Here is a 20,628-nt window from a genome sequence, read left to right as displayed (position 1 = left end):
CCTTTTCAGTGGCCTCGACCATCGAAAAGGCACACAGGGTCCCGACGAAGGAGGGTCCCCTGTCGTGTTTCCCACCGATCGGCCGCGTCGCCTACGACGCACCCCTGCGCTACGGCGACTGGTAGCCGAGACCTCGCTCGAGCCTCGGCACCTGGTGCTGCCGATGTTCGTTGCCGACGGCATCGACACCCCGCGTGAAATCAGTTCCATGCCAGGTGTTTTCCAGCACACCGTCGAGTCGCTGAAGGGAGCGGCCGCCGCTGCCGTCGAGGCGGGGGTCGGCGGACTGATGCTCTTCGGTGTCCCGAAATCCGAGGACAAGGATTCCCAGGGTACCGGCGGTTCCGATCCCGACGGGATTCTGAACATCGGATTGCGCACGCTGGCAGCCGAACTGGGTGATTCGACGGTCATCATGGCCGATACCTGCTTGGACGAGTTCACCGATCACGGTCATTGCGGAGTGCTCTCGCCGGACGGATCCGTCGACAACGACGCGACACTGAGCCGCTACGTCGAGATGGCGGTGTCGCAAGCGCAGGCTGGAGCCCACCTTCTCGGCCCCAGCGGCATGATGGACGGCCAGGTGGCGGCCATCCGTGGCGCGCTCGACGCGGCCGGCTACACCGATGTCGGCCAGTTGGCGTACTCGGCGAAATACGCCTCCGCGTTCTACGGGCCGTTCCGGGAGGCGGTCGGCTCGTCGCTGCACGGGGACCGAAAGACTTACCAGCAGGACGGCGCCAATCGTCGTGAGGCGATGCGGGAAGTGGATCTCGACATCGCCGAAGGCGCAGACATGGTGATGGTCAAACCCGCCATGTCCTACCTCGACATCCTTCGCGAGACCGCAGACCGCTCGCCGGTTCCGGTGGCCGCATACCAGATCTCGGGGGAGTACTCGATGATCACCGCCGCTGCTCGGAACGGCTGGATCGACCGGGATGCGGCGATCCTCGAATCGCTCGTCGGCATCAGGCGTGCCGGTGCCGACGTCGTTCTCACTTACTGGGCTGCCGAAGTTGCGGGTTGGTTGTGAGCGCCGGGTGTAGGACGGCTCGGACCGTCACGACGGTGCACCCGCCGACCGATACTCTTGGCTCATGACCGAGCAGTGGCCGCCGCCCCGCAGGGAACCGCCGTACGAGAATCAACCGTTTCAGGAGTTGGGTCCGATGCCGACCAACCCCGTGCAGGGGTACCCGGGTTATCCGGGAGGGCGTCCGGCCGAACCGGAGCCCCCGATCGATGTCGTGACAGCGGTCCAGCTGTGGTGGGCGGTGGCGATTCTCGGGGTGTTGCAGGGCGGTGCGATGATCGCGGTGATACTCGGGCGCAAGTCGATGTTCGTCGACGAGATGATGAAGAACCCTGCCGCCGCGGAAGCCGGGCTCACTCGATCCGAGGTCGACGCAATGTTCCCCCTGGTGATCGGGGTGTGCGTCGTGATGATCGTCGTCGTGACAGCGGTGTTCTTGTTGTTCGTCCGCTCGATGAGTCGGGGCAAGAACTGGGCCAGGATGCTCCTGACCTTCGGCGGGGTGTTCATGGTGGTCAGTGCGATTCCGGTGTTCACGGGACTGGGAGACGGCGGCGGTGCGATGCTCCTGCTCGGCGGCGCCCAGATCTTGCAGGCCGTGGCAGCAGTGGGCGCCATAGTGATGATGCACCGCAGAGATTCGAACCCGTACTTCCTCCGCTTTCCCCCGGCAGGCCCGGGTCCCAGCTCAGGAGTACTGTGAAGCAGATCACTGAAGTTGTCGGGGAGAGGAACCAAAGTGACGAGTACTCAGAAGGCGCTACCGTCGGAGGGTACGCACGATGTACCACTTCGCCAGCGGGGTTCCCGTACGGAGGTGGTGGTCTACTTCGTGCTCGGCATCTCGGTGTTGGTGACGTTGTTGTTGGTCATGATCCCGGGCATCGTCAGCGGTTAGCCCGAACCCGGCGACCATGATCATGGCGTCGAAAACCCGACACCCGGTGGCCGTGGACACCGCTTTCTGGCTGTGGCTCGCCAGTGCGTTCCTGCTCATTCTGTTCGGGCTGATCAACATCACCAGTGCCTCGTACTCGTTGCGGGAACAGTTTGCCGAGCAGGGTGTCGAGACTGCCGACGTCGAGACGTACGTGGAGTTCGTCAGGATCTCGGGCGTGGTGCTTCTGTTGACCGGTCTCGTCACCGGTGGACTGGCTGTTCCCACCCGTGCCGGACATCGACTGTGTCGTCGAATCGTGGTCGTCTTTTCCGGCGTCTTCGCCGTGCTCCAGATCGCGCTGGTGGTGGCAGGCATCAGTACGCTTCTCGCACTCGTCGTTCCGGTGATGCTGATCAGTGCCGGCGTCGCGATCTACCGGCCGAGCACGCGGAGCTGGTTTGCCCGCCGATGATCCGATCGAGGTTCTCTACCACGAGCCTGGAGCGCGGCTACGAGCAGTGTTGTTCGGGCCGATTTTCTGTTCGATCGCGTTGATCGTCGAACTGTTGACCGGTCCGGTTGTCCACTGGATCACGCTGCCGTTGTTCGCAGCGGTACTCAGTGGCCTGATCTACGTGCAGGTGATCGCTGCCCGCAGACATGCCAGTGTTCGCCTCACTGCCGCCACCTTGTGGCAGGGAACCGAAGAGGTGCCGCTGGCCGAGATCGTGGAGATCTACCCCGAGCCCGACGACGACGCATACGACGACGAACTCGAGCCGTGGGAAACTGCGCGGGCGCTCGGCGAATTGTCCACAATTCCGCGTCGCCGCCGCGGTATCGGTCTGAGATTGAGTACCGGTGGGGTGGTGCAGGCCTGGGCGAAAGACGACAAAGCGCTGCGAGCTGCGCTGGTCGCCGCGGTCGAAGGGAACGCCGATGTGAACGAGGTCACAGATGAGTGAGCGGTTCAGATTCTCTCGGCCGGGCGCCGCCGAATGGGTGGGTGTCCTCGGGCTGATCGCAGCGTCGCTGCTGGCGGTCGTGTGTTGGCGCGCCGGTGTACAGAAGTCGGAGTTCGAGCCGTTGTTCGAGGGGGCGCCTGCGTTCGAAGGCACGCTCTACAACGGTCTGTGGATATCGGGTGCGGCGGTGTCGGCCCTGATCGCGTGTTTGATCGCCGTGGACGTCATTCGTCGGTTGAGTGGCTCGAATCGTGAATCCTCCTGATCCGGATACGGGTAGGGGGTATGCTGGACGGTATGAGTAGCTACAGCCCCGAGCAGGACGACCTGCTCAAACGTCTACGCCGCATCGAAGGCCAGGTGGCCGGGATTTCGCGCATGGTGGCCGACGACCGATACTGCATCGACGTCCTCACCCAGGTGTCGGCTGCAACGAGTGCGTTGCAATCGGTGTCCTTGAAACTGCTCGACGCGCACCTCGCCGGTTGCGTCGTGGAGGCGGCGAAGCAGGGCGGCCCCGAAGCGGATGTCAAGATCAAGGAAGCGCAGGCCGCGATCGCCCGCCTGGTTCGATCCTGATCGATCCGCACCGTGGCAGAGTCATCTGCCCGAGGCCGGACGCAGGGTGGTGCAGTTACCGGCGGCGTCCCGAAGATGCATCGAGAGTGCTTGAACGGATTCGGACAGACGGCTGTTGCGCCGCTGTTGCAGTGACAGCCGAATATCCGTGCGGTCCCCGGAGATCGGGCGGTACGTGATGAGTCCGGCCCGATTCATCGGATCGCCCACCACGCTGTAGTCGGGTAGGACGGTCAGGCCGAGGCCCTCGGCGACCATCATCTTGCCCATCTCCGCGCCGTCGGTCGTATACCAGTCCCGGGGGAGATTCGATCCGAAGAGTCGGTGCGCGAACCTGTGCATGACATAGCCCGATCGCATTCCGATGAAGCGTTCGGACCGGAGATCGTCGGCGCTGACCTGATCCTTCGCCGCCAGCGGGTGTTCGCTCGGAAGTACGGCCACCGGAGTGCCGTGCAGGAGCTCGAGGCCTGCCAGGTCCGGTGGCACGTCGTCGCCGCTGAGTAGATTGACCAGACCCAGATCCAGTGTCCCCTCGGTCAGTCCCAGGTGGATCTCGTCCTGTTGGAGTGTGCGAACTTCCACCGACGCGCCCGGATGCGTCTTCCTCAGCGCGTGGATCGCCGGTAACAGCAGCAGTGCAGTACCTGCGTTGACGGTGCCGACCCGAACGTTGCGAGCCGAGGCCAGGCGATCGCCTGCCGCAGCCTGCAGGCGATCCGACGCTTCGATGACGTCGATCATGTGCTGCAGGAGATTTCGGCCCGCTTCGCTGATTCGTGCCCCGGAGCGCCGCCGGTCGAGCAGGCTCACTCCGAGCTCGCGTTCGAGTTTGCTGATGGCCTCGCTCAATGCAGCTTGAGACATGTGCAGATGCTCTGCCGCGCGCCGCAACGAACCGTGCCGGGTGACGGCGGTGACGTACTCCAACTGTTCGGTTCTCATCGTGCCTTCTTCGCTACTGATCTGTCGGGTGACCGGTACTGCGAACGGTATCCCGCAGATCGTGTGAGCTTGACACTCGACAGTTGCTGACAGCATGTCGGATAGGGCGCCCGTTGCCCAGATTTTTAATCATCGGTATTTCAACTACATTCCGGGCAGGGTTGTACTCATCGTGATTTCAATTCCGACCCCGGTGGGTCGAGCGGCTTCGCCGCAGCATCCGGGGTTTCAGCGGACGATGTGATCGGTAAACGCGAACGGGTACTCGGAAATCACCGTATTCACGTCTTTGCGGTTCGCTTCTAGTCTTTTTCTCGCATGGTCGATCCGGATCTGCCGTGTGAACGCGTGCCTGGTGTCGAGGCGGGTGTTCGATTTTCTTCAGTCGAGGTGGCCCGTCACGGCCGCGATGCCAGAAAGTTGCCGATGAACACCCCGTGATCGACCACCGGAGCTGACGACCACTGTCGTAGTCCGACCACTGTCGTAGTCCGACAGCAGGACCTGTCGAGGCGACGGAACAGCCTTCTGCAACCCACTCGGATCTCCGCCGATCCACGCCGATATCCGGTCCACCACTCTGCCCACTCGGGCGAGCACGAACAAGGAACAGCAGCATGCCTCCATTGCGCTTCAATGCTTTCGTCATGAATACCAACTCGCATATTCACCACGGGCAGTGGCGGCATCCGGATGCTCGGCAGGTTGATTTCGAGAACGTGGACGTGTGGGTCGATCTTGCCAGGAAGCTCGAAGAAGGGCTGTTCGACGCGATCTTCTTCGCCGATATCGTCGGACTCTACGGAGCCGGCGACGGGCCGTACGACGTCAATGTCCGTGAGGGTCTTCAAATCCCCAATCACGACCCTGCCGTTCTGCTGTCCGCGCTCGCGGTCAACACCGAACACCTGGGGCTGGCGTTCACCAGTAACGTCTTGCAGCAGCACCCTTTCCATTTTGCCCGCCAGATTTCTACCCTGGACCATATTTCCAAGGGTCGAGTCGCCTGGAACATCGTGACCGGCACGCTCGAGAACGGTGCCCGCAACTTCGACCTGGAGCACCTCCCGGAACACGACGAGCGCTACCGGTGGGCGCAGGAATACGTCGACGTCACCTACAAACTCTGGGAAGGGTCCTGGGACGAGGGCGCACTCCTCAAGGACCGTGAGCGCGGTATCTACTCCGATCCGTCGAAGGTCCACAAGATCTACCATCGCGGCGAGCGGTACCGGGTGGACGGACCGCACCTGCCGTCGCCGTCCCCCCAGCGCACGCCACTGCTCTTTCAGGCCGGCGCTTCCGACACCGGTCGAGAGTTTGCCGCCACGCACGCCGAAGGTGTCTTCATCATCGCGCCCACTCCGGAGATCGCGGCGGACAACATCCGGGAAACCCGTCGCCTTGCCGTCGCGGCCGGTCGGCGAGCCGAGGACGTCAAGTTCTATCAGGGGATCGCGTTTGTCGTCGGCAGCACCGAAGAAGAGGCCAAGCGGAAAGAGCAGGAGCTCGAGGAATACCTCAGCATCGACGGGTATCTCGCGCACATGAACTACGCGGCGAAGGAGGACGGAACCTCCTACCCGCCGGACACCCCGCTCGCCGACGTCGAAACCAACGCGAGCAAGGGCCTGCTGACCTGGCTACGGCAGAGCATCACCGACCACGAGCCGGTGGTGGCCGACGTGGCTGCGCTGCTCTCCGGGCGACGTATCGTCGGCACCCCCGAACAGATCGCCGATCAGCTCGAGGTGTGGCAGCGCGCCGGCGTCGACGGCTTCAATATCTTCAACTGGCGTATCCCCGACTCCTACACCGAGTTCATCGATCACGTCATGCCGGTTCTCCGTGAGCGCGGTCTGGCGCAGACCGAGTACGCGCCGGGAACGCTCCGGCAGAAGCTGTTCGGCAGCGACTACGTCAACGAACGGCACCCGGCAGCGCAGTATCGCGGCGCTTTCGGCGAGAAGTCATGAGCCGCATCGGCAAACCCGACGTCGACGTCGTCACGTACGAAGAACTGCTCCAACGGTTTCGGCCGGTTTTCGATCGGATAGCGACGGGCGCGGTCGAACGCGAACGTGGGCGTGAACTTCCGTTCGAACAGGTGAAGTGGTTAGGGGCCGCCGGTTTCGGTGCGGTGCGACTGCCCGTCTCCGACGGTGGCGCAGGTGCATCGGTGTCGCAGCTGTTCGATCTGCTGATCGAACTGGGTGCAGCGGACTCCAACCTGCCGCAAATCCTGCGAGCACACTTCGGATTTGTCGAAGAACGTCTCTACGAGCCCGATTCGACTCAGCGGGACCGCTGGCTGAGTGCGGTCGCCGACGGCGCGATCATCGGTAACGCCACCACCGAGATCGGTGACGGCGCACTCGGAACGGTACAGACCACACTGGACGGGCCCGACGACGCCGAGCGGTGGTCACTGAACGGCACCAAGCACTACAGCACCGGAAGTCTCTTCGCCGACGCGGTTTTCGTGTTCGCGCGGCGCGGTGACCGGCTCGGGTTCGCGGTAGTGGCCGCGAACGACGCCGGCGTCACGCAGACGGACAACTGGGCCGGGTTCGGGCAGCGAATGACCGGCTCGGGAACGACCGTCCTCGCGGACGTATCGGTGGATCCCGCGGACGTGTTCTGGTATTCGGACGAGACCCCCAGCTACATCATCGCGTTCTACCAACTGGTTCTGCTTGCATCGCTGGCCGGAATCGGCCGCGCCGTGGCGCGGGACGCTGCCGAGTACGTGCGCGGCCGCCGCCGGGTGTTCAGTAACGGAAGCGGCAACACCGCACGCGAGGATCCCCTCGTCCAACATGTCGTCGGGCAACTGGCGGCACTGTCCTTCGCGGTGGACGCCACCGTTCGGAGCGCTGCCGCCGGGCTCGAGCGGATCAACTCGATCCACAAGGCTGGAAACACCCCTGTCCGAGCAGATTTCGACGCTGCCGAGACGGCGGTCTCCCTTGCCCAGGGCACGGTAGGAGACTCGGTGCTCAAGGCGGCGACCCTGCTGTTCGATGTCGGTGGAAGCTCGTCGGTGGATCAGGACCGCGCCCTGGACCGGCACTGGCGGAACGCGCGAACCATCTGCGTGCACAACCCCACGATGTACAAGGTGCGCAGCGTCGGGGACACGGTGCTCAACGACCAGGCCCCCACCTACGCGTGGGTGGTCGGTGCACCGCGAACGGATCAGCAATGACGCTACTTCAGTACGCGTTCCTGGGGCTCAGCTCCGGTGGCGCGTACGCGTTGGTGAGCCTCGGAATCGTGACCGTGTACCGCGGCACGAGAATCGTGAACTTCGCCCAGGGTGCAGTGGGCACTCTCGGCGCGTACGTGTTCTGGGCGATGCTGCACCAGCACGGACTCCCACTGCCCGTGTCCATCCTCGGCGGTGTCGCGACCGGTGCCGCCATCGGTTTGCTCTTCTACGCGCTGGTCGGGCGCAAGCTCGCGGAGGCACCGGTGGCCACGCGCACCCTGGTCACCCTCGGCCTGTTTCTCGCCGTCCAGTCGATCACCGTGATCGGGTGGGGGACCAAGACGAAGCTGGTCGCCCCGTTCCTGGTATCGGGGGGGACCACGCTGTTCGGCGTGCACGTCCAGTACGTGGGACTGCTACTGGTCGGTCTCGCACTGGCTTTGACGATCGTGCTGTCGGCGTTCTTCCGATGGAGCCGGTTCGGACGGGTGACGTCCGCGCTGGCGGACAGCCCCGTCGGTGCCAGGGCGCTCGGCTACTCGCCGCACCCCACCGGCGCTCTGACGTGGACCGTGGGCGGTGGCCTCGGCGCCCTGGCGATCATCTTCGTCTCGCCCGTCACCGGGCTGTCACCGACCATTCTGGGTGTGTTGGTGGTACCGGCGCTCGGTGCGGCGCTGCTGGCGCGCTTCACGAGCTTTTGGATCGCGACGACGGTGGCCGTCCTGATCGGCGTCGTCCAGTCGGTGGCAACCGGATTCGGTGTCGATGCCGGTGTCAGCGCGGCTGTTCCGGCACTGTTTGCCATCGTTGCACTCTTCATCGCTCGCGGCCGGCTTCCCGGCCGAGGCACCACCGAGGCGTTGGAGCTGTTCAAGGTCGGTACCGGAAGAATCCGCCCCGTGGTTCTCGCGGTCACTCTTGTGGTTCTCGCCGTGGTGATCGCCGTGTCCACCGGGTCGTGGGCCGACACTCTCAGTACCACCGCGATCTTCGCACTGGTCGGTCTGTCCGTGGTGGTGTTGGTCGGGTACACCGGCCAGGTCAGTTTGGCGCCGATGGCTCTCGCCGGGGTGGCGGCAATTCTCACCGGCTGGGCCGGGCGATGGGAACTGCCGCTCTGGGCGACCATCGTGACCCCCGTGCTGGTGGTGCTCGTCGCAGGCCTGGTGTTGGGCTCGTTGACGATCCGCGTACGCGGGATCGGTCTGACCATCGGAACACTCGCGCTGGCGGCCGTCGTCCAGGCGTGGATCTTCACGTCCGAGACGTTCTTGAACCAGCCGTCCGGATTGACGATCTCGAGCACGACACTGTTCGGATTCTCCCTCGACAACGGGGTGTATCCGCACCGATTCGCGTTCATGGCCTGGATCTTCGTGGTGCTGGCGGCTCTGGGAATCGCCAATCTGCGCCGTAGCCGGGCCGGTCGCCGCCTCCTCGCGGTCCGCGCCGACGAGCGGGCCGCTGCCGCATCCGGGATTTCGGTGGACGCCACCAAGATCGTCGCCTTCGCCTACTCGGCCGTGCTGGCCGGACTCGCCGGTGTTCTCCTCGCCCTGCAAGCCGGATCGGTGGGCGGCGCGGTCGGTGGTTTCGGCGCCGGATACGGGTTCTACGATTCACTCGCTCTCGTGGCCACCGCCGTACTGTGCGGTGCGGGCTACGTGATGGGCGGGGTGCTGACCGGTGTCATCGCCTCCGGTGGGGTGTTGGTACGCATTCTCGACTTCGGACCCAGCTCGTACCACTGGATAGCGCTCCTGTTCGGCCTGAACCTGATGATCACCCTGGTTGTCGAACCGAACGGCATCACCGGCCAGTTCCTGCGCGCCCGGCAAGCAGTGCTGGCTCGGTATGGCCGGAAGGCGGAACCTGCTGCGGCATTGCCGATTTCAACTTCGGTGGACATCAGTGACGTGCTGGCGCCCACCGCTCCGGTCGGTCGCGGCGAGGTGGCGCTCTCGCTTCGCGGCGTCTCGGTGAACTACGGCGGAATCGCGGCCGTGTCCGCCGTCTCGTTCGACGTCGAGGCAGGCAAGGTGCTGGGCGTGTTGGGACCGAACGGCGCAGGCAAGAGCAGCCTGATCGACGCCCTCACCGGCTTCATCGCGACGACATCGGGGTCCGTTCACTTCCGCGACGACGACGTCACCACGCTGGCCGCCCATCGGCGCGCCGAGCGCGGACTGGTCCGAACCTTCCAGGACCATCTGCTGTTCGAGGACCTCAGTGTCCGCGAGAACCTTCTCGTCGCGGCCGAGAGCAACGACAGCCTGGCCTGGTTGAGCGCCCCGATCTCGTTCCAGGCGAAGACCACGTCACCTGACGTGCTCGCCGCAGCCGAGCTGTGCGGGCTCACCCCGTACCTCGACGAAACGGTGGAATCGCTCTCGTTGGGCTGGCATGCCCGCGTGGTGCTGGCCAGAGCATTCGCAAGCAGACCGACGGTGCTCTGTCTCGACGAACCGGCTGCAGCCCTGAGCTCCGGGGCGCGAGAGGACATCAGCCGGATAATCCGAAGAGCGGCAGATGAGTTGGGGATCGCGATAGTTCTGATCGAACACAACATCGACGTCATCCTCGACACGTGCGACGAGGTCGTCGTTCTGGACGGCGGCCGTGTCATCGCGCTCGGCGAACCCGAGTCCGTCCTGCAATCGGCAACCGTGCGCCGGGCCTACCTCGGTGAACTCGACACCACCGACGACACGGCGGCGCTGTCATGACCGATTCCACCGCTCTGCTCGACGTCCGCGGTCTCACCGCCGGCTACGGACGACGGACCGTGATCTCGGACGTCGACTTCTCCGTCGGACGGGGGGAGATCGTGGCTCTGCTCGGGCGAAACGGCGCAGGCAAGTCCACGACACTCATGGCGATCGCCGGCTTCGTCCGGGGAACGGTCGGAGTTGTCACCGTCGACGGCCGACCGTTGACCGGACCGGCATACCGCCGGGCCCGTGCGGCGATTTCGCTGGTGGTCAAGGGCCGAAGTCTGTTCACATCGTTGACCGTCGCGGAAAACCTGGAACTGGCCGGCGTCCGATCGGATTCGGTCCTCGAACTCTTCCCGGAGCTTGCACCGCGCCTGAAGGTGAAAGCCGGACTGCTCAGTGGCGGTGAACAACAACTGCTCGCCGTCGCACGCGCACTGCTGCGTGAGCAGAAGGTAGTGCTGCTCGACGAGCTCACGTTCGGACTGTCACCGGCCATGGCCGCACGGGTCATCGACGTCGTCACCGCCCAGACCGCCGCGCGAGGGCTGGCCGTCGTCGCCGTCGAACAGCACCTCCACGTCGCCGAACGTCTTGCCACCCATGCGATCGTCCTCGGCGAAGGTCGGGTCCGGTTGTCGGTCACCCGCGCCGAACTGCTCGACAAGGGACCGGACATCGAACGCGTCTACCTCGGTCGACGCTCCGATACCGAGTGAGCTTTCACTCTCAACCTCTACGTACAAGAACAGGAACATCATGGCTCGATCACTCAAGACTGTGCGAGTGGCGGGGGTCGTCACGGCCGCAGCGCTCGCATTCAGCCTGGCTGCATGCAGCGACGACAGTGCGGCGACCACCGCGACCGGAAACGCAGCAGACTCGAATCTGACGGGCGATCCCGTCAACGTCGGATTCATCGACACCCTGTCCGGCACTGCCTTTGCCGATCCCAGCCAGACACTCGTCGTGAAAATGGCGGTCGACGAGGTCAACGCGACCGGCGGCATCAACGGGCGCCCGCTCAACGTCATCACCTGCGACACCAAGGGCAGTGCCTCCAACGGCCTTGCGTGTGCGCGGGACATGGTGGAGAAGAACAAGGTAGTTGCGTTCCTGGGCGGCAACAGTTCCGGCGGTATCGCCCAGGTGGGCCAGAATGCCGGAGTCGTCAGCTGGGGACCGATGGGCGACGACCCGTCCGATGTGGCGAACCCGGAGTCCTTCATCATCGACACCAGCGCCGTCGGGGCCGGAAACGCAACCTACCTGGGAGCCAAGCGATTCGACGCCAAATCCGGTGCCGTCATCGGGATGCAGGGCGCCGACGCCTTCAACCAGCAGGCCGTCGACGGATTCAAGAAGGCCGGAGTCGACAACGTCGAGTTGATCGTCGCGCCGCCGGTTGCCGATTACACCCCGTACCTGCAGAAGGTCAAGGACTCGGGCGCCGACGTATGGACCATTCTGGCGACGTCCGCAACCATCGGCCCGGCGATCTCGCAGGCCACGCAACTCGGGATCACACAGCCGTTGGTGGCCTTCGACAACGCGATGTCGAACGAGGCCTTGGAAGCGCTGTCGCAGGCCACCTTCCCGAACTCCCTCGCCCTGGAAAAGGCTGTCAGCGACGATGTTCCGGTATGGAAGGAATACGAGGACCAGCTGAAGAAGTACGCGCCGGGCGGCAAGATCGACAACCCGACCGACGGCTCCGTCACCGGAAACTGGATCAACACCTGGTCGTTCGCGCAGGAAGCCCGCAAGATTTCCGGTGACGTGACCGCAGCGTCCTTCCGCGACCACCTCAACGCGCTGACGGCATTCGATTCCGGCGTCCAGCACGTCATGGACTTCACCACGCCGGGACCCGTCCCCGGCATGCCACGCCATTTCAACCTGTGGTCCTACCCCGGCCACGCCCGGGGCGGCAAAACCGTGCTCGACGACAAGACCCCGGTCAGCTGGTACGAGGGGACACCCGTCTCGCAGTGGACACCAGAACAGATCAAGGAGGCCTCCGGTGGCTGAAACACCAACCCGTGACGAGCTCGTCGCGCGGGCGCACTCGTTGATCCCGCTCCTTGCCGCGAATGCGGAACGGACCGAAGCAGATCGCCGCGTAGCCGACGAGAACGTCGCGGCCATCGAAGAAGCGGGCCTCTACGGACTCGCCGTTCCGGCGAAGTTCGGCGGACTCGAAGCCTCGCTGAACACGTGGGTCGACGTCAGTGCGACCCTGGCTCGCGGCTGCGGTTCCACCGCATGGACGCTCAGCCTGTCAGTGGTCACCACCTGGCTGCTCTCGCGCTTCTCCGACGAAGCCCAGAACGAGATCTTCGGCAACGGGCCGGCGGTGCGCGCCAGCGGTGTCTTCACCCCCACCGGAACTGCAACCCGAGCGGACGGCGGCTGGATCGTCACCGGCCGCTGGCCGTGGGCATCGGGAATCTGGCATGCACACTGGGCCGTCGTCGCGTTCGAGGTACTCGACGAGAGCGGGACGGCAACCGGGGTCTCGTTCGGAATTCTGCCGACCACCGAGACCACCGTCGACGACACCTGGTTCGTCACCGGTATGGCCGGCTCCGGCAGTGCCACCGTCGTGGCCGAGAACGTCTTCGTTCCCGACCACCGCGTTCTGCCCGTCGAAGAAGTCATGGCGGGAGGGCAGGCGCCCGTGGGAACCATCTACCGTGCACCGGTCATCGCGGTCGGATCGATCACCATCGCGGCGCCTCAACTGGGTATCGCCGCAGCAGCTCTCGATCACGTGATCGACAAGGCCCCGGACCGGGGAGTCGCCTACAGCGTCTACACCTCTCAGGTGGACTCGCCGACCGTGCAGATCGGGGTCGGCGACGCGGCGGCGACGATCGACGCCGCCACGCTCGTCATCGACGGGCTCGCGCGCGAGGTGACGGCAGCGGCCGAGGCCGGCCGCGAGCTCGGTGTCGTCGAACGCACGCGCATCCGGGCCGTGACGGCGTCGGCTGTGCGCTCGAGCCGTGACGCGGTCGCAGCACTGGCCTCCGCACACGGGACTTCCAGTTTTGCAGTGACCAGTCCGATCCAACGGTGGTGGCGCGATGCCGGTGTCGTTAGCCGGCACGCCTTCTTCCTCTACGAGACGGCCGTCGAAGTACACGGCAAGGCCCTCCTCGGGGTCGAGAACCTTCCGTCGACTCTGATCTGAAAGGACTTTCGTGGGAGAGAACAACGCCCCCGCCGTTCCGCACGGACTGCCTGCGGTACGGTCCCGGATTGCACCGGCACTGAACATGATCCGCGAGGGTGCGCTCTCCCGCGAGAACAATCGAGAGTTGCCGTTCGCTGCCGTCGAGCGTCTGCGCGAGGCGGGATTCGGATCGGTCCGGATTCCGGCGGCGTACGGCGGCGACGGGTTGAGCTTCGGTGAACTCGTCGACCTGCTCGTCGAGGTGGCTCGGGCGGATTCGAATGTGGCGCAGGTGTTTCGTGGGCACATCGGTTTCGTCGAACACGTCCTGACCCTGCCGGACGGCGCCGATCGTGACTTCTGGTTGACGGAGATCGCCTCGGGTGCCGTGGTGGGCAACGCACACAGCGAACGGGCAGGTTCCGCCGTGACCGCACCGCAGGCCACCGTCACCGACACCGACGGCGAATTCCGGCTGACCGGGCGGAAGTTCTACAGCACCGGATCCATCTTCGCCGACTGGATCTACACCAATGCCTACCTGGGCGACGAGTACGTCACCGCACTCGTACGGTCACAGGCGCCCGGGGTCGAGCGGATCGACGACTGGGACGGCTTCGGCCAGAGAATGACCGGTAGTGGAACCACGATCTTCGACAACACGCCGATCGAGCCACGGCATCTGCACCGTGTCACCGGCAATGTCCTACCGGTGACGGCCCTGAACGCGATCTACCAGATCGTGCACCTGGCCACGTTGTCCGGAATAGCCGCCGCTGCTCGGGACGAGGCAATCGAGTACGTCAACCAGCGCGAGCGCGGCGGTATCGGGGCGTTGACGCCGGTGCCGCGGGAGGATCCACAGGTACAGCAGGTGATCGGTGAGGTGGCGACATCCGCGTACGCAGCCGCGGCCACCACCCGAGCGGCCGCGGCTGCGATCGACCGCGTCCAGGGTCTCGAAGGCCGGGGTATGGCCACCGACGACGATTACGCCCGAACCGACACCGAGGTGTTCCTCGCCCAGGGCGCCGTCATCGACCACACCCTGCGCGCCACCACGGACCTGTTCAAGGTGGGCGGTTCCTCGGCCACCTCGACGAGTCGAGGGCTCGACCGGCTGTGGCGCAACGCCCGCACCATCGCCTCCCACAACGCCGAAGTGATCCGCGCCCGCACCGTCGGAGCGTTCCTGCTCGGCGGTAGCGCACCCGCCGCACTCTCCTACGCACCAGAAGACTCCGACAAGGTGACTGACGATGACTGACATTCCGAAGCCTCTGCTGTTCAACGCTTTCGTGCAGAACACGGTCTCCCACATTCACCACGGCCAGTGGCGGCATCCCGACGCCCGACAGGCCGACTTCGAGAACGTCGACGTCTGGGTGGACCTCGCCCGCACATTGGAGGCCGGACGCTTCGACGCGATGTTCTTCGCCGACGTCGTCGGCCTGTACGGCGCAGACCCGAACGGCAGCTACGAGGTCAACGTCCGCGAAGGCCTGCAGATCCCCAACCACGATCCGGCGATCCTGCTGGCCGCCCTCGCAGTCAGTACCGAGCATCTCGGCCTCGCGTACACCAGCAACATCGTGCAGCAGCATCCCTTTCACTTCGCCCGCCAGATCTCGACGCTCGACCACATCTCGCGGGGCCGCATCGCCTGGAACATCGTCACCGGCACCCTCGAGAACGGGGCCCGTAACTTCGGCCAGAGCCTGACCGAACACGACGAGCGATACCGCTGGGCGCAGGAGTACGTCGACGTCGCCTACAAACTGTGGGAGGGCTCCTGGGACGACGGGGCACTGCTCAAGGACCGCGAGCGGGGGATCTATGCCGATCCGTCGAAAGTGCACAAGATCGATCATCGGGGCGAGCGCTACCGCGTCGACGGCCCGCACCTGCCGTCACCGTCGCCGCAGCGAACCCCACTTCTGTTCCAGGCCGGGGCATCTGCCGCCGGCAAGGCTTTCGCCGCGGCGAATGCCGAGGCGGTGTTCATCGCCGCGTCCAACCCCGCTGTAGCGGCCGACGGCATCCGGGAAACCCGCGCACTGGCAGTGGCGCGCGGCCGTGAACCCGAAGACATCCTGTTCTTCCAGGGGTTGTCCTTCGTGATCGGCTCCACCGAGGAGGAGGCGAAGCGACTCGAATCCGATCTCGACGAGTACGTCAGTCTCGACGGGTATCTCGCCCATATGGACTTCGGCGCCAAACCGGACGGAACCCGGTACGCGCCGGAGACGAAACTGGCCGACATCGAAACCGAGGACAGCCGAAGCCTGCTGAACTGGCTCCTGCTCGACCAACCAGATCGCGAACCGACGGTGGCCGACATCGGACCGTTGTTCGCCCGCCGGGGGCGGGTTGTCGGAACCCCGGAACAGATCGCCGATCAGCTCGCCCTGTGGCAGCAGGCAGGCGTCGACGGAATCAACGTCTTCAACTGGCGGATACCGGACACGTACACGAGTTTCATCGACCACGTCATGCCGGTGCTGCGTCAGCGCGGACTGGCAAAACAGGAATACACGCCGGGAACGTTGCGGCGCAAGCTGTTCGGAACCGATCAGCTCGGCGATCGGCATCCGGCGGCCCGATACCGATCAGCATTCGCAGAACACTCTCTCGTAGAAGAACAGCAAGGATGAGTTCACGATGTCTCTAGATTTTCACTGGTTCCTGCCCACCTACGGTGACAGCCGACTGATCGTGGGGGGCGGGCACGGGACACCCGCCGGCGTCGCCGGCGGTGATCGCCGCGCAAGCATCGGGTACCTCTCCTCGATCGTCCGTGCCGCCGAGGACTTCGGGTTCGTCGGCGCGCTCACTCCTACCGGCGCGTGGTGCGAGGACGCGTTCCTGACCACGGCGATGCTCGCTCGGGAGTCGGAGAAACTGGCATTTCTCGTCGCCTTCCGCCCGGGGCTGATCAGCCCCACCCTGGCCGCCCAGATGGCGGCCACCTTCTCGCGGCACGCGCCGGGCCGGATCCTGCTCAACGTCGTCACCGGCGGCGAAGCCCACGAACAGCGCTCGTACGGTGATCATCTCGGAAAGGACGACCGGTACGCGCGGGCCGACGAATTCCTGTCCGTGGTCCGTCGACTGTGGGCAGGAGAAACCGTCACCCACAAGGGCCGCTTCCTCGACATCGAAGGCGCGACGCTGCCGTCGTTGCCGAATCCGGTGCCGCCGCTGTACTTCGGCGGATCATCGCCCGCAGCCGGCCCCGTCGCCGCCGAACACTCGAACGTGTACCTCACCTGGGGCGAACCGCCGGCCGCCGTCGCGGAGAAGATCGCCTGGATACGCGAACTCGCCGCCCAACGTGGACGATCCGTCCGCTTCGGCATCCGGCTGCACGTGATCACTCGCGACACCGCCGCCGAGGCCTGGACGCAGGCGGACAACCTGGTGGGGGCGCTGGGCGAAGACGTCGTCGCCGCCGCCCAGGCCGGATTGGCGCGCAGCGAATCCGAAGGACAGCGCCGGATGCTGGCACTGCACGAATCGAACCGACTCAGCGGCGACTGGCGTCAGGCACGCAACCTCGAGATCACCCCGAACCTGTGGTCCGGTGTCGGCCTGGTTCGTGGCGGAGCAGGAACGGCGTTGGTGGGCAGCCACTCCGAGGTGGCCGACCGGATCGCCGAGTACGCTGCCCTGGGTATCGACGAGTTCGTGCTCTCCGGATACCCCCACCTCGAAGAGCTGTACTGGTTCGGTGAAGGCGTCCTGCCGTTGTTGCGGGCCCGCGGCCTGTTCGAGCAGAGCGGCGTCGAGGCCGCGACGGGTAACGTTCCATTCCTCGCTGCCGGGGGTCGGTGACCGTGGGTAGTTCAGTGGCCTCCTCGCCCTCGCGTGAGATCACCACCGCCGAAGTGCTGGACACCGCCGACCGCCTGGCCCGAGCATTCAGGACCGATGCGTCCCGGCGCGACGCCGATCGGGATCTGCCTCACGAACAGGTCAGGGACATCGCTCGATCCGGATTGCTTGCCTGGTCGGTTCCGCACGAGTACGGCGGGCCGGACGTCTCCGCCACCACACTCGCCGAAGTGTTCCGCCTGCTCGCGAGCGGCGACCCCAGTGTCGCGCAGATCCCGCAATCGCACTTCACGTATCTCGAAGCACTGCGATTGCAGGGAACACCGGAGCAGAAGGCTTTCTTCTACGGCGAAGTGCTCGCGGGCAAGATGCTGGCCAACGCGCAGAGCGAGCGCGGCCCGCACCCGATCTCGGTGGACACCACCGTGCTGGTTCCCGGCCCCGACGGGTACACCGTCAGCGGACGGAAGTACTACAGCACCGGCGCGCTGTACGCCGACTGGATCGTGGTGCGAGCGAGCTTGTCCGACAGCGCCGACGGATTCGAGGCCACCACCGCCACACCGAAAGCTCTGGCGTTCGTTCCCCGTGACACGCCGGGGCTGACGATCACCGACGACTGGGACGGCATGGGTCAACGCACCACCGCATCCGGAACCGTTCTGCTCGACAACGTGAACGTGCCCACCGAACACGTCGTACCGTTCAGCGGCATCTTCTCCCGCCCGACCACCTACGGTGCGCGGGCGCAGTTACTGCACACCGCACTCGACGTCGGCATAGCGTCGGCGGCACTGGACGAGGGGATCCGACAGGCGCACCGCGCCCGACCGCATTTCGAGTCGAACGCCGAACGTGCCGTGGAAGATCCGCTGCTGATCCAGATTGCCGGTGACCTCACCGTCAGTGTGCGGGCGGCGCAGGCGCTGTTGAAGGAAGCCGGACGCGTGGTGGACGGCGCCGGACGGGACACCACCGAGGACTCCGCCGCCGAAGCGTCCATAGCCGTGGCCACGGCGAAGGTGGCGGCCACCAGGGCGTCACTGGAAGCCTCGACTGTTCTGTTCGAACTGGGTGGTACTCGAAGCGCTTCGCACGCGGGCAATCTCGCGCGCTACTGGCGAGATGCCCGCACGCACACCCTGCACGACGCCATCCGGTGGAAGGTCCAGCACATCGGCCGCTGGACACTGAGCGGCGAACATCCGCCACGGCACGGCCAGATCTGACCGCTGGGCGATCGAATTCCGTTGGTCCGCATGGCGGGTGCAGATTTCTGCGCCCGCCGGCGCGGTGTTCAGGTCAGTCAGTCGCGGCGTATCCAGTTCAACGAATCGACGAAGACCTGTGCGATCCGTTCGAGGCCGATCTGGTCCTGCTCGTCGAAGCGGTCGAGGATCGGACTGTCGAGATCGAACACCCCGACCAGCCCGCCGTCGTCGACCAACGGCACGACGAGTTCCGAGCGGGTCGCCGCATCGCACGCGATATGGCCGGGAAACCGGTGAACGTCGGCGACGCGCTGAGTTTCCCGGGAGCGCGCTGCCGCGCCGCACACACCCGTGTCCAGTCCGATCCGAACGCACGCGGGGCGGCCTTGGAACGGACCGACAACGAGTTCGTGTCCGTCGTGGAAGTAGAAACCGACCCAATTCACGTGGGGCAAGGCGTGATAGACCAGCGCCGCCAGGTTCGCGGCGTTGGCGGTCCGGTCGTGTTCACCGTCCAGCAACGCCGCAGCCTGACTGGCGAGCTGCACGTACTGCGCCGGTTTGTCACCTGTCAAAGTCTCACTCGCGAACGACACTGTCCGATTCTACGTGCGCGGCTCGGCGGTGGTGTGCGCCGAACGGCGCGAACCCGTTCGGCGGCCGGAGTTCCCGGCCCGCTCCTGCCGATGATAATTGTGTCACAATTGGAAGACTTTGTGACACAATTATCACCGAAGGGGTGGGTGTGCGATGACAAACACCGATGCACGAGCGACGGCGGCAGGTTCGACAGGTTCGACAGGTTCGACAGTGCCAAGTCGCCGACGTCCGCGGTGGTCGGAACTTCGACCGTTTCTGCAGGTTCCCCCGCGCATCGCGGATCGAACCGACCGCAGACTGGCACGCGCACACACCGTCGACGACCTGCGCACCATCGCCCGGCGCCGCACGCCGCGATCGGTGTTCGACTACGTGGACGGAGCAGCAGAAGGGGAGGTCGGTATCGCCCGGGCCAGGCAGAGTTTTCGGGACTCCCGATTCCATCCACGTATCCTGCGAGATGTGTCCGAGGTGGACACGACGGCACGGATCCTCGGGGAATCGAGTGCCCTCCCGCTCGTCCTCGCGCCCACCGGATTCACCAGACTCATGCATCACCAGGGCGAACGCGCCGTGGCCGGCGCAGCAGCAGCGGCGCACATTCCCTACACGCTGTCCACCATGGGTACGACCTCGCTCGAGGACCTCGCGGACTCCGCTCCGACGGGGCGACACTGGTTTCAGCTGTACCTGTGGAGAGACCGCGATGCCGGCTCCGAACTGATCGAGCGCGCCCGTCTCGCCCGATACGACACCCTGGTCCTGACGGTGGACACACCCGTCGCCGGGGCGCGGCTACGCGATGTACGCAACGGATTCACCATTCCGCCGTCACTGACGAGGAAAACCCTCGTCGACATCTCGTCCAGACCGGCCTGGTGGTTCAACCTCCTGACCACGGCACCACTCGAGTTCGCTTCGCTGTCCGCCTGGAACGGCACCGTGGCCGAACTCGTCGACCAGATGTTCGATCCCAGCGTCGGATTCGACGATCTGACCTGGCTCCGATCGCAGTGGTCGGGAAAGCTGGTCGTCAAAGGGATTCAGAACATCGACGACGCGAGACGAGTGGTCGATCTCGGAGCCGATGCGATAGTCCTGTCCAACCACGGTGGACGCCAACTGGATCGGGTGGTCACACCGCTCGAACTTCTCCCGCAGGCTGTCCGGGCAGTTGGTGCCGACGCCGAAATTCTGGTCGATACCGGGATCATGTCCGGAGCCGATCTGATCACCGCCGTCGCCCTCGGCGCGACGGCGGGCATGGTCGGCCGTGGATACCTGTACGGGCTGATGGCGGGTGGTGCGCAAGGCGTCGCGCGAGCGTTGACGATCCTGGCAGACGAAACGAGAAGGACTATGCAGCTACTCGGAGCCGGCACCCTGGCCGACCTCGATCCGTCGTACGTCTCGCTCGCGACGTGACAGCGGGTGTCGGTGTCGAGTCGGTGGCGATGGACAGGGACAGT

General features: G+C 65.2%; 20 protein-coding genes. 18 read left to right on the top strand and 2 right to left on the bottom strand.

The window, feature by feature from the left end; genetic code table 11:
* Positions 1–64: 64 nt before the first annotated feature.
* The 7 genes from hemB (at position 65) to ABH922_RS17135 (ending at position 3,463) form a co-directional block, all read left to right on the top strand.
* A complete protein-coding gene (hemB, locus tag ABH922_RS17165) occupies positions 65–1,039 on the top strand; it encodes a porphobilinogen synthase (protein ID WP_424808050.1) in 975 nt (324 codons plus the stop codon).
* A 64-nt stretch (positions 1,040–1,103) separates the two neighbouring features.
* Complete coding sequence (locus tag ABH922_RS17160; RefSeq protein ID WP_424808049.1) at positions 1,104–1,742, top strand: hypothetical protein; 639 nt, start codon at positions 1,104–1,106, stop codon at positions 1,740–1,742.
* Positions 1,743–1,778: 36 nt separating this feature from the next.
* Complete coding sequence (locus ABH922_RS17155; RefSeq protein WP_424808048.1) at positions 1,779–1,937, top strand: hypothetical protein; 159 nt, start codon at positions 1,779–1,781, stop codon at positions 1,935–1,937.
* 22 nt (positions 1,938–1,959) lie between these two features.
* Complete coding sequence (locus ABH922_RS17150) at positions 1,960–2,391, top strand: hypothetical protein (RefSeq protein ID WP_424808047.1); 432 nt, start codon at positions 1,960–1,962, stop codon at positions 2,389–2,391.
* Positions 2,378–2,884, top strand: a complete 507-nt coding sequence (locus ABH922_RS17145; RefSeq protein ID WP_424808046.1) for a hypothetical protein — start codon at positions 2,378–2,380, stop codon at positions 2,882–2,884. The genes ABH922_RS17150 and ABH922_RS17145 overlap by 14 nt, the downstream gene beginning before the upstream one ends.
* Positions 2,877–3,149 carry a hypothetical protein gene (locus tag ABH922_RS17140; RefSeq protein WP_424808045.1) on the top strand — a complete coding sequence of 91 codons (273 nt, stop codon included), beginning with the start codon at positions 2,877–2,879 and terminating at the stop codon, positions 3,147–3,149. Before ABH922_RS17145 ends, ABH922_RS17140 begins: the two co-directional genes overlap by 8 nt.
* A 32-nt stretch (positions 3,150–3,181) precedes the next feature.
* Positions 3,182–3,463, top strand: a complete 282-nt coding sequence (locus ABH922_RS17135; RefSeq protein WP_003942012.1) for a metal-sensitive transcriptional regulator — start codon at positions 3,182–3,184, stop codon at positions 3,461–3,463.
* A gap of 21 nt (positions 3,464–3,484) precedes the next feature.
* Here the strand turns inward: ABH922_RS17135 and ABH922_RS17130 are convergent, their stop codons facing one another.
* Positions 3,485–4,408 (bottom strand): LysR family transcriptional regulator, encoded by a 924-nt coding sequence (locus tag ABH922_RS17130; protein ID WP_424808044.1) that lies wholly within the window; start codon positions 4,406–4,408, stop codon positions 3,485–3,487.
* A gap of 617 nt (positions 4,409–5,025) precedes the next feature.
* Between ABH922_RS17130 and ABH922_RS17125 the strand changes: the two genes are divergently transcribed.
* Genes ABH922_RS17125 through ABH922_RS17080 form a run of 10 tightly spaced genes read left to right on the top strand, consistent with a single transcriptional unit; the run spans position 5,026 to position 18,577 of the window.
* Entirely contained in the window at positions 5,026–6,384 is a 1,359-nt protein-coding gene (locus ABH922_RS17125) for an LLM class flavin-dependent oxidoreductase (protein WP_424808043.1), read from the top strand.
* The gene (locus ABH922_RS17120) at positions 6,381–7,616 is read left to right on the top strand and encodes an acyl-CoA dehydrogenase family protein (protein ID WP_424808042.1); all 1,236 of its coding nucleotides are present in this window, start codon (positions 6,381–6,383) and stop codon (positions 7,614–7,616) included. Before ABH922_RS17125 ends, ABH922_RS17120 begins: the two co-directional genes overlap by 4 nt.
* Entirely contained in the window at positions 7,613–10,348 is a 2,736-nt protein-coding gene (locus tag ABH922_RS17115; protein ID WP_424808041.1) for an ABC transporter permease subunit, read from the top strand. Before ABH922_RS17120 ends, ABH922_RS17115 begins: the two co-directional genes overlap by 4 nt.
* Positions 10,345–11,055 carry an ABC transporter ATP-binding protein gene (locus ABH922_RS17110; RefSeq protein ID WP_424808040.1) on the top strand — a complete coding sequence of 237 codons (711 nt, stop codon included), beginning with the start codon at positions 10,345–10,347 and terminating at the stop codon, positions 11,053–11,055. The genes ABH922_RS17115 and ABH922_RS17110 overlap by 4 nt, the downstream gene beginning before the upstream one ends.
* Positions 11,056–11,095: 40 nt before the next feature.
* A complete protein-coding gene (locus ABH922_RS17105) occupies positions 11,096–12,367 on the top strand; it encodes an ABC transporter substrate-binding protein (RefSeq protein WP_424808039.1) in 1,272 nt (423 codons plus the stop codon).
* Complete coding sequence (locus tag ABH922_RS17100) at positions 12,360–13,532, top strand: acyl-CoA dehydrogenase family protein (protein ID WP_424808038.1); 1,173 nt, start codon at positions 12,360–12,362, stop codon at positions 13,530–13,532. The genes ABH922_RS17105 and ABH922_RS17100 overlap by 8 nt, the downstream gene beginning before the upstream one ends.
* Before the next feature lie 10 nt (positions 13,533–13,542).
* Positions 13,543–14,781 (top strand): acyl-CoA dehydrogenase family protein, encoded by a 1,239-nt coding sequence (locus tag ABH922_RS17095; protein WP_424808037.1) that lies wholly within the window; start codon positions 13,543–13,545, stop codon positions 14,779–14,781.
* Positions 14,774–16,168: an NtaA/DmoA family FMN-dependent monooxygenase gene (locus ABH922_RS17090; protein ID WP_424808036.1), complete on the top strand. Its 1,395-nt coding sequence runs from the start codon at positions 14,774–14,776 to the stop codon at positions 16,166–16,168. Before ABH922_RS17095 ends, ABH922_RS17090 begins: the two co-directional genes overlap by 8 nt.
* Before the next feature lie 7 nt (positions 16,169–16,175).
* Positions 16,176–17,348: an LLM class flavin-dependent oxidoreductase gene (locus ABH922_RS17085; RefSeq protein WP_424808035.1), complete on the top strand. Its 1,173-nt coding sequence runs from the start codon at positions 16,176–16,178 to the stop codon at positions 17,346–17,348.
* Positions 17,349–17,350: 2 nt separating this feature from the next.
* The gene (locus tag ABH922_RS17080) at positions 17,351–18,577 is read left to right on the top strand and encodes an SfnB family sulfur acquisition oxidoreductase (RefSeq protein ID WP_424808034.1); all 1,227 of its coding nucleotides are present in this window, start codon (positions 17,351–17,353) and stop codon (positions 18,575–18,577) included.
* Positions 18,578–18,654: 77 nt separating this feature from the next.
* Here the strand turns inward: ABH922_RS17080 and ABH922_RS17075 are convergent, their stop codons facing one another.
* On the bottom strand, positions 18,655–19,155 hold the full coding sequence (locus ABH922_RS17075; protein ID WP_424808033.1) for a GAF domain-containing protein: 501 nt from the start codon (positions 19,153–19,155) through the stop codon (positions 18,655–18,657).
* A gap of 214 nt (positions 19,156–19,369) precedes the next feature.
* Between ABH922_RS17075 and ABH922_RS17070 the strand changes: the two genes are divergently transcribed.
* Entirely contained in the window at positions 19,370–20,584 is a 1,215-nt protein-coding gene (locus ABH922_RS17070) for an alpha-hydroxy acid oxidase (RefSeq protein WP_424808032.1), read from the top strand.
* Positions 20,585–20,628 lie beyond the last annotated feature (44 nt).

This window comes from Rhodococcus sp. 27YEA15 (assembly GCF_049739425.1).
GTDB lineage: Bacteria > Actinomycetota > Actinomycetes > Mycobacteriales > Mycobacteriaceae > Rhodococcus_F.
The sequence above is the reverse complement of the archived record's forward strand: the minus strand, read 5'-3'. Positions and strand labels throughout refer to the sequence as shown.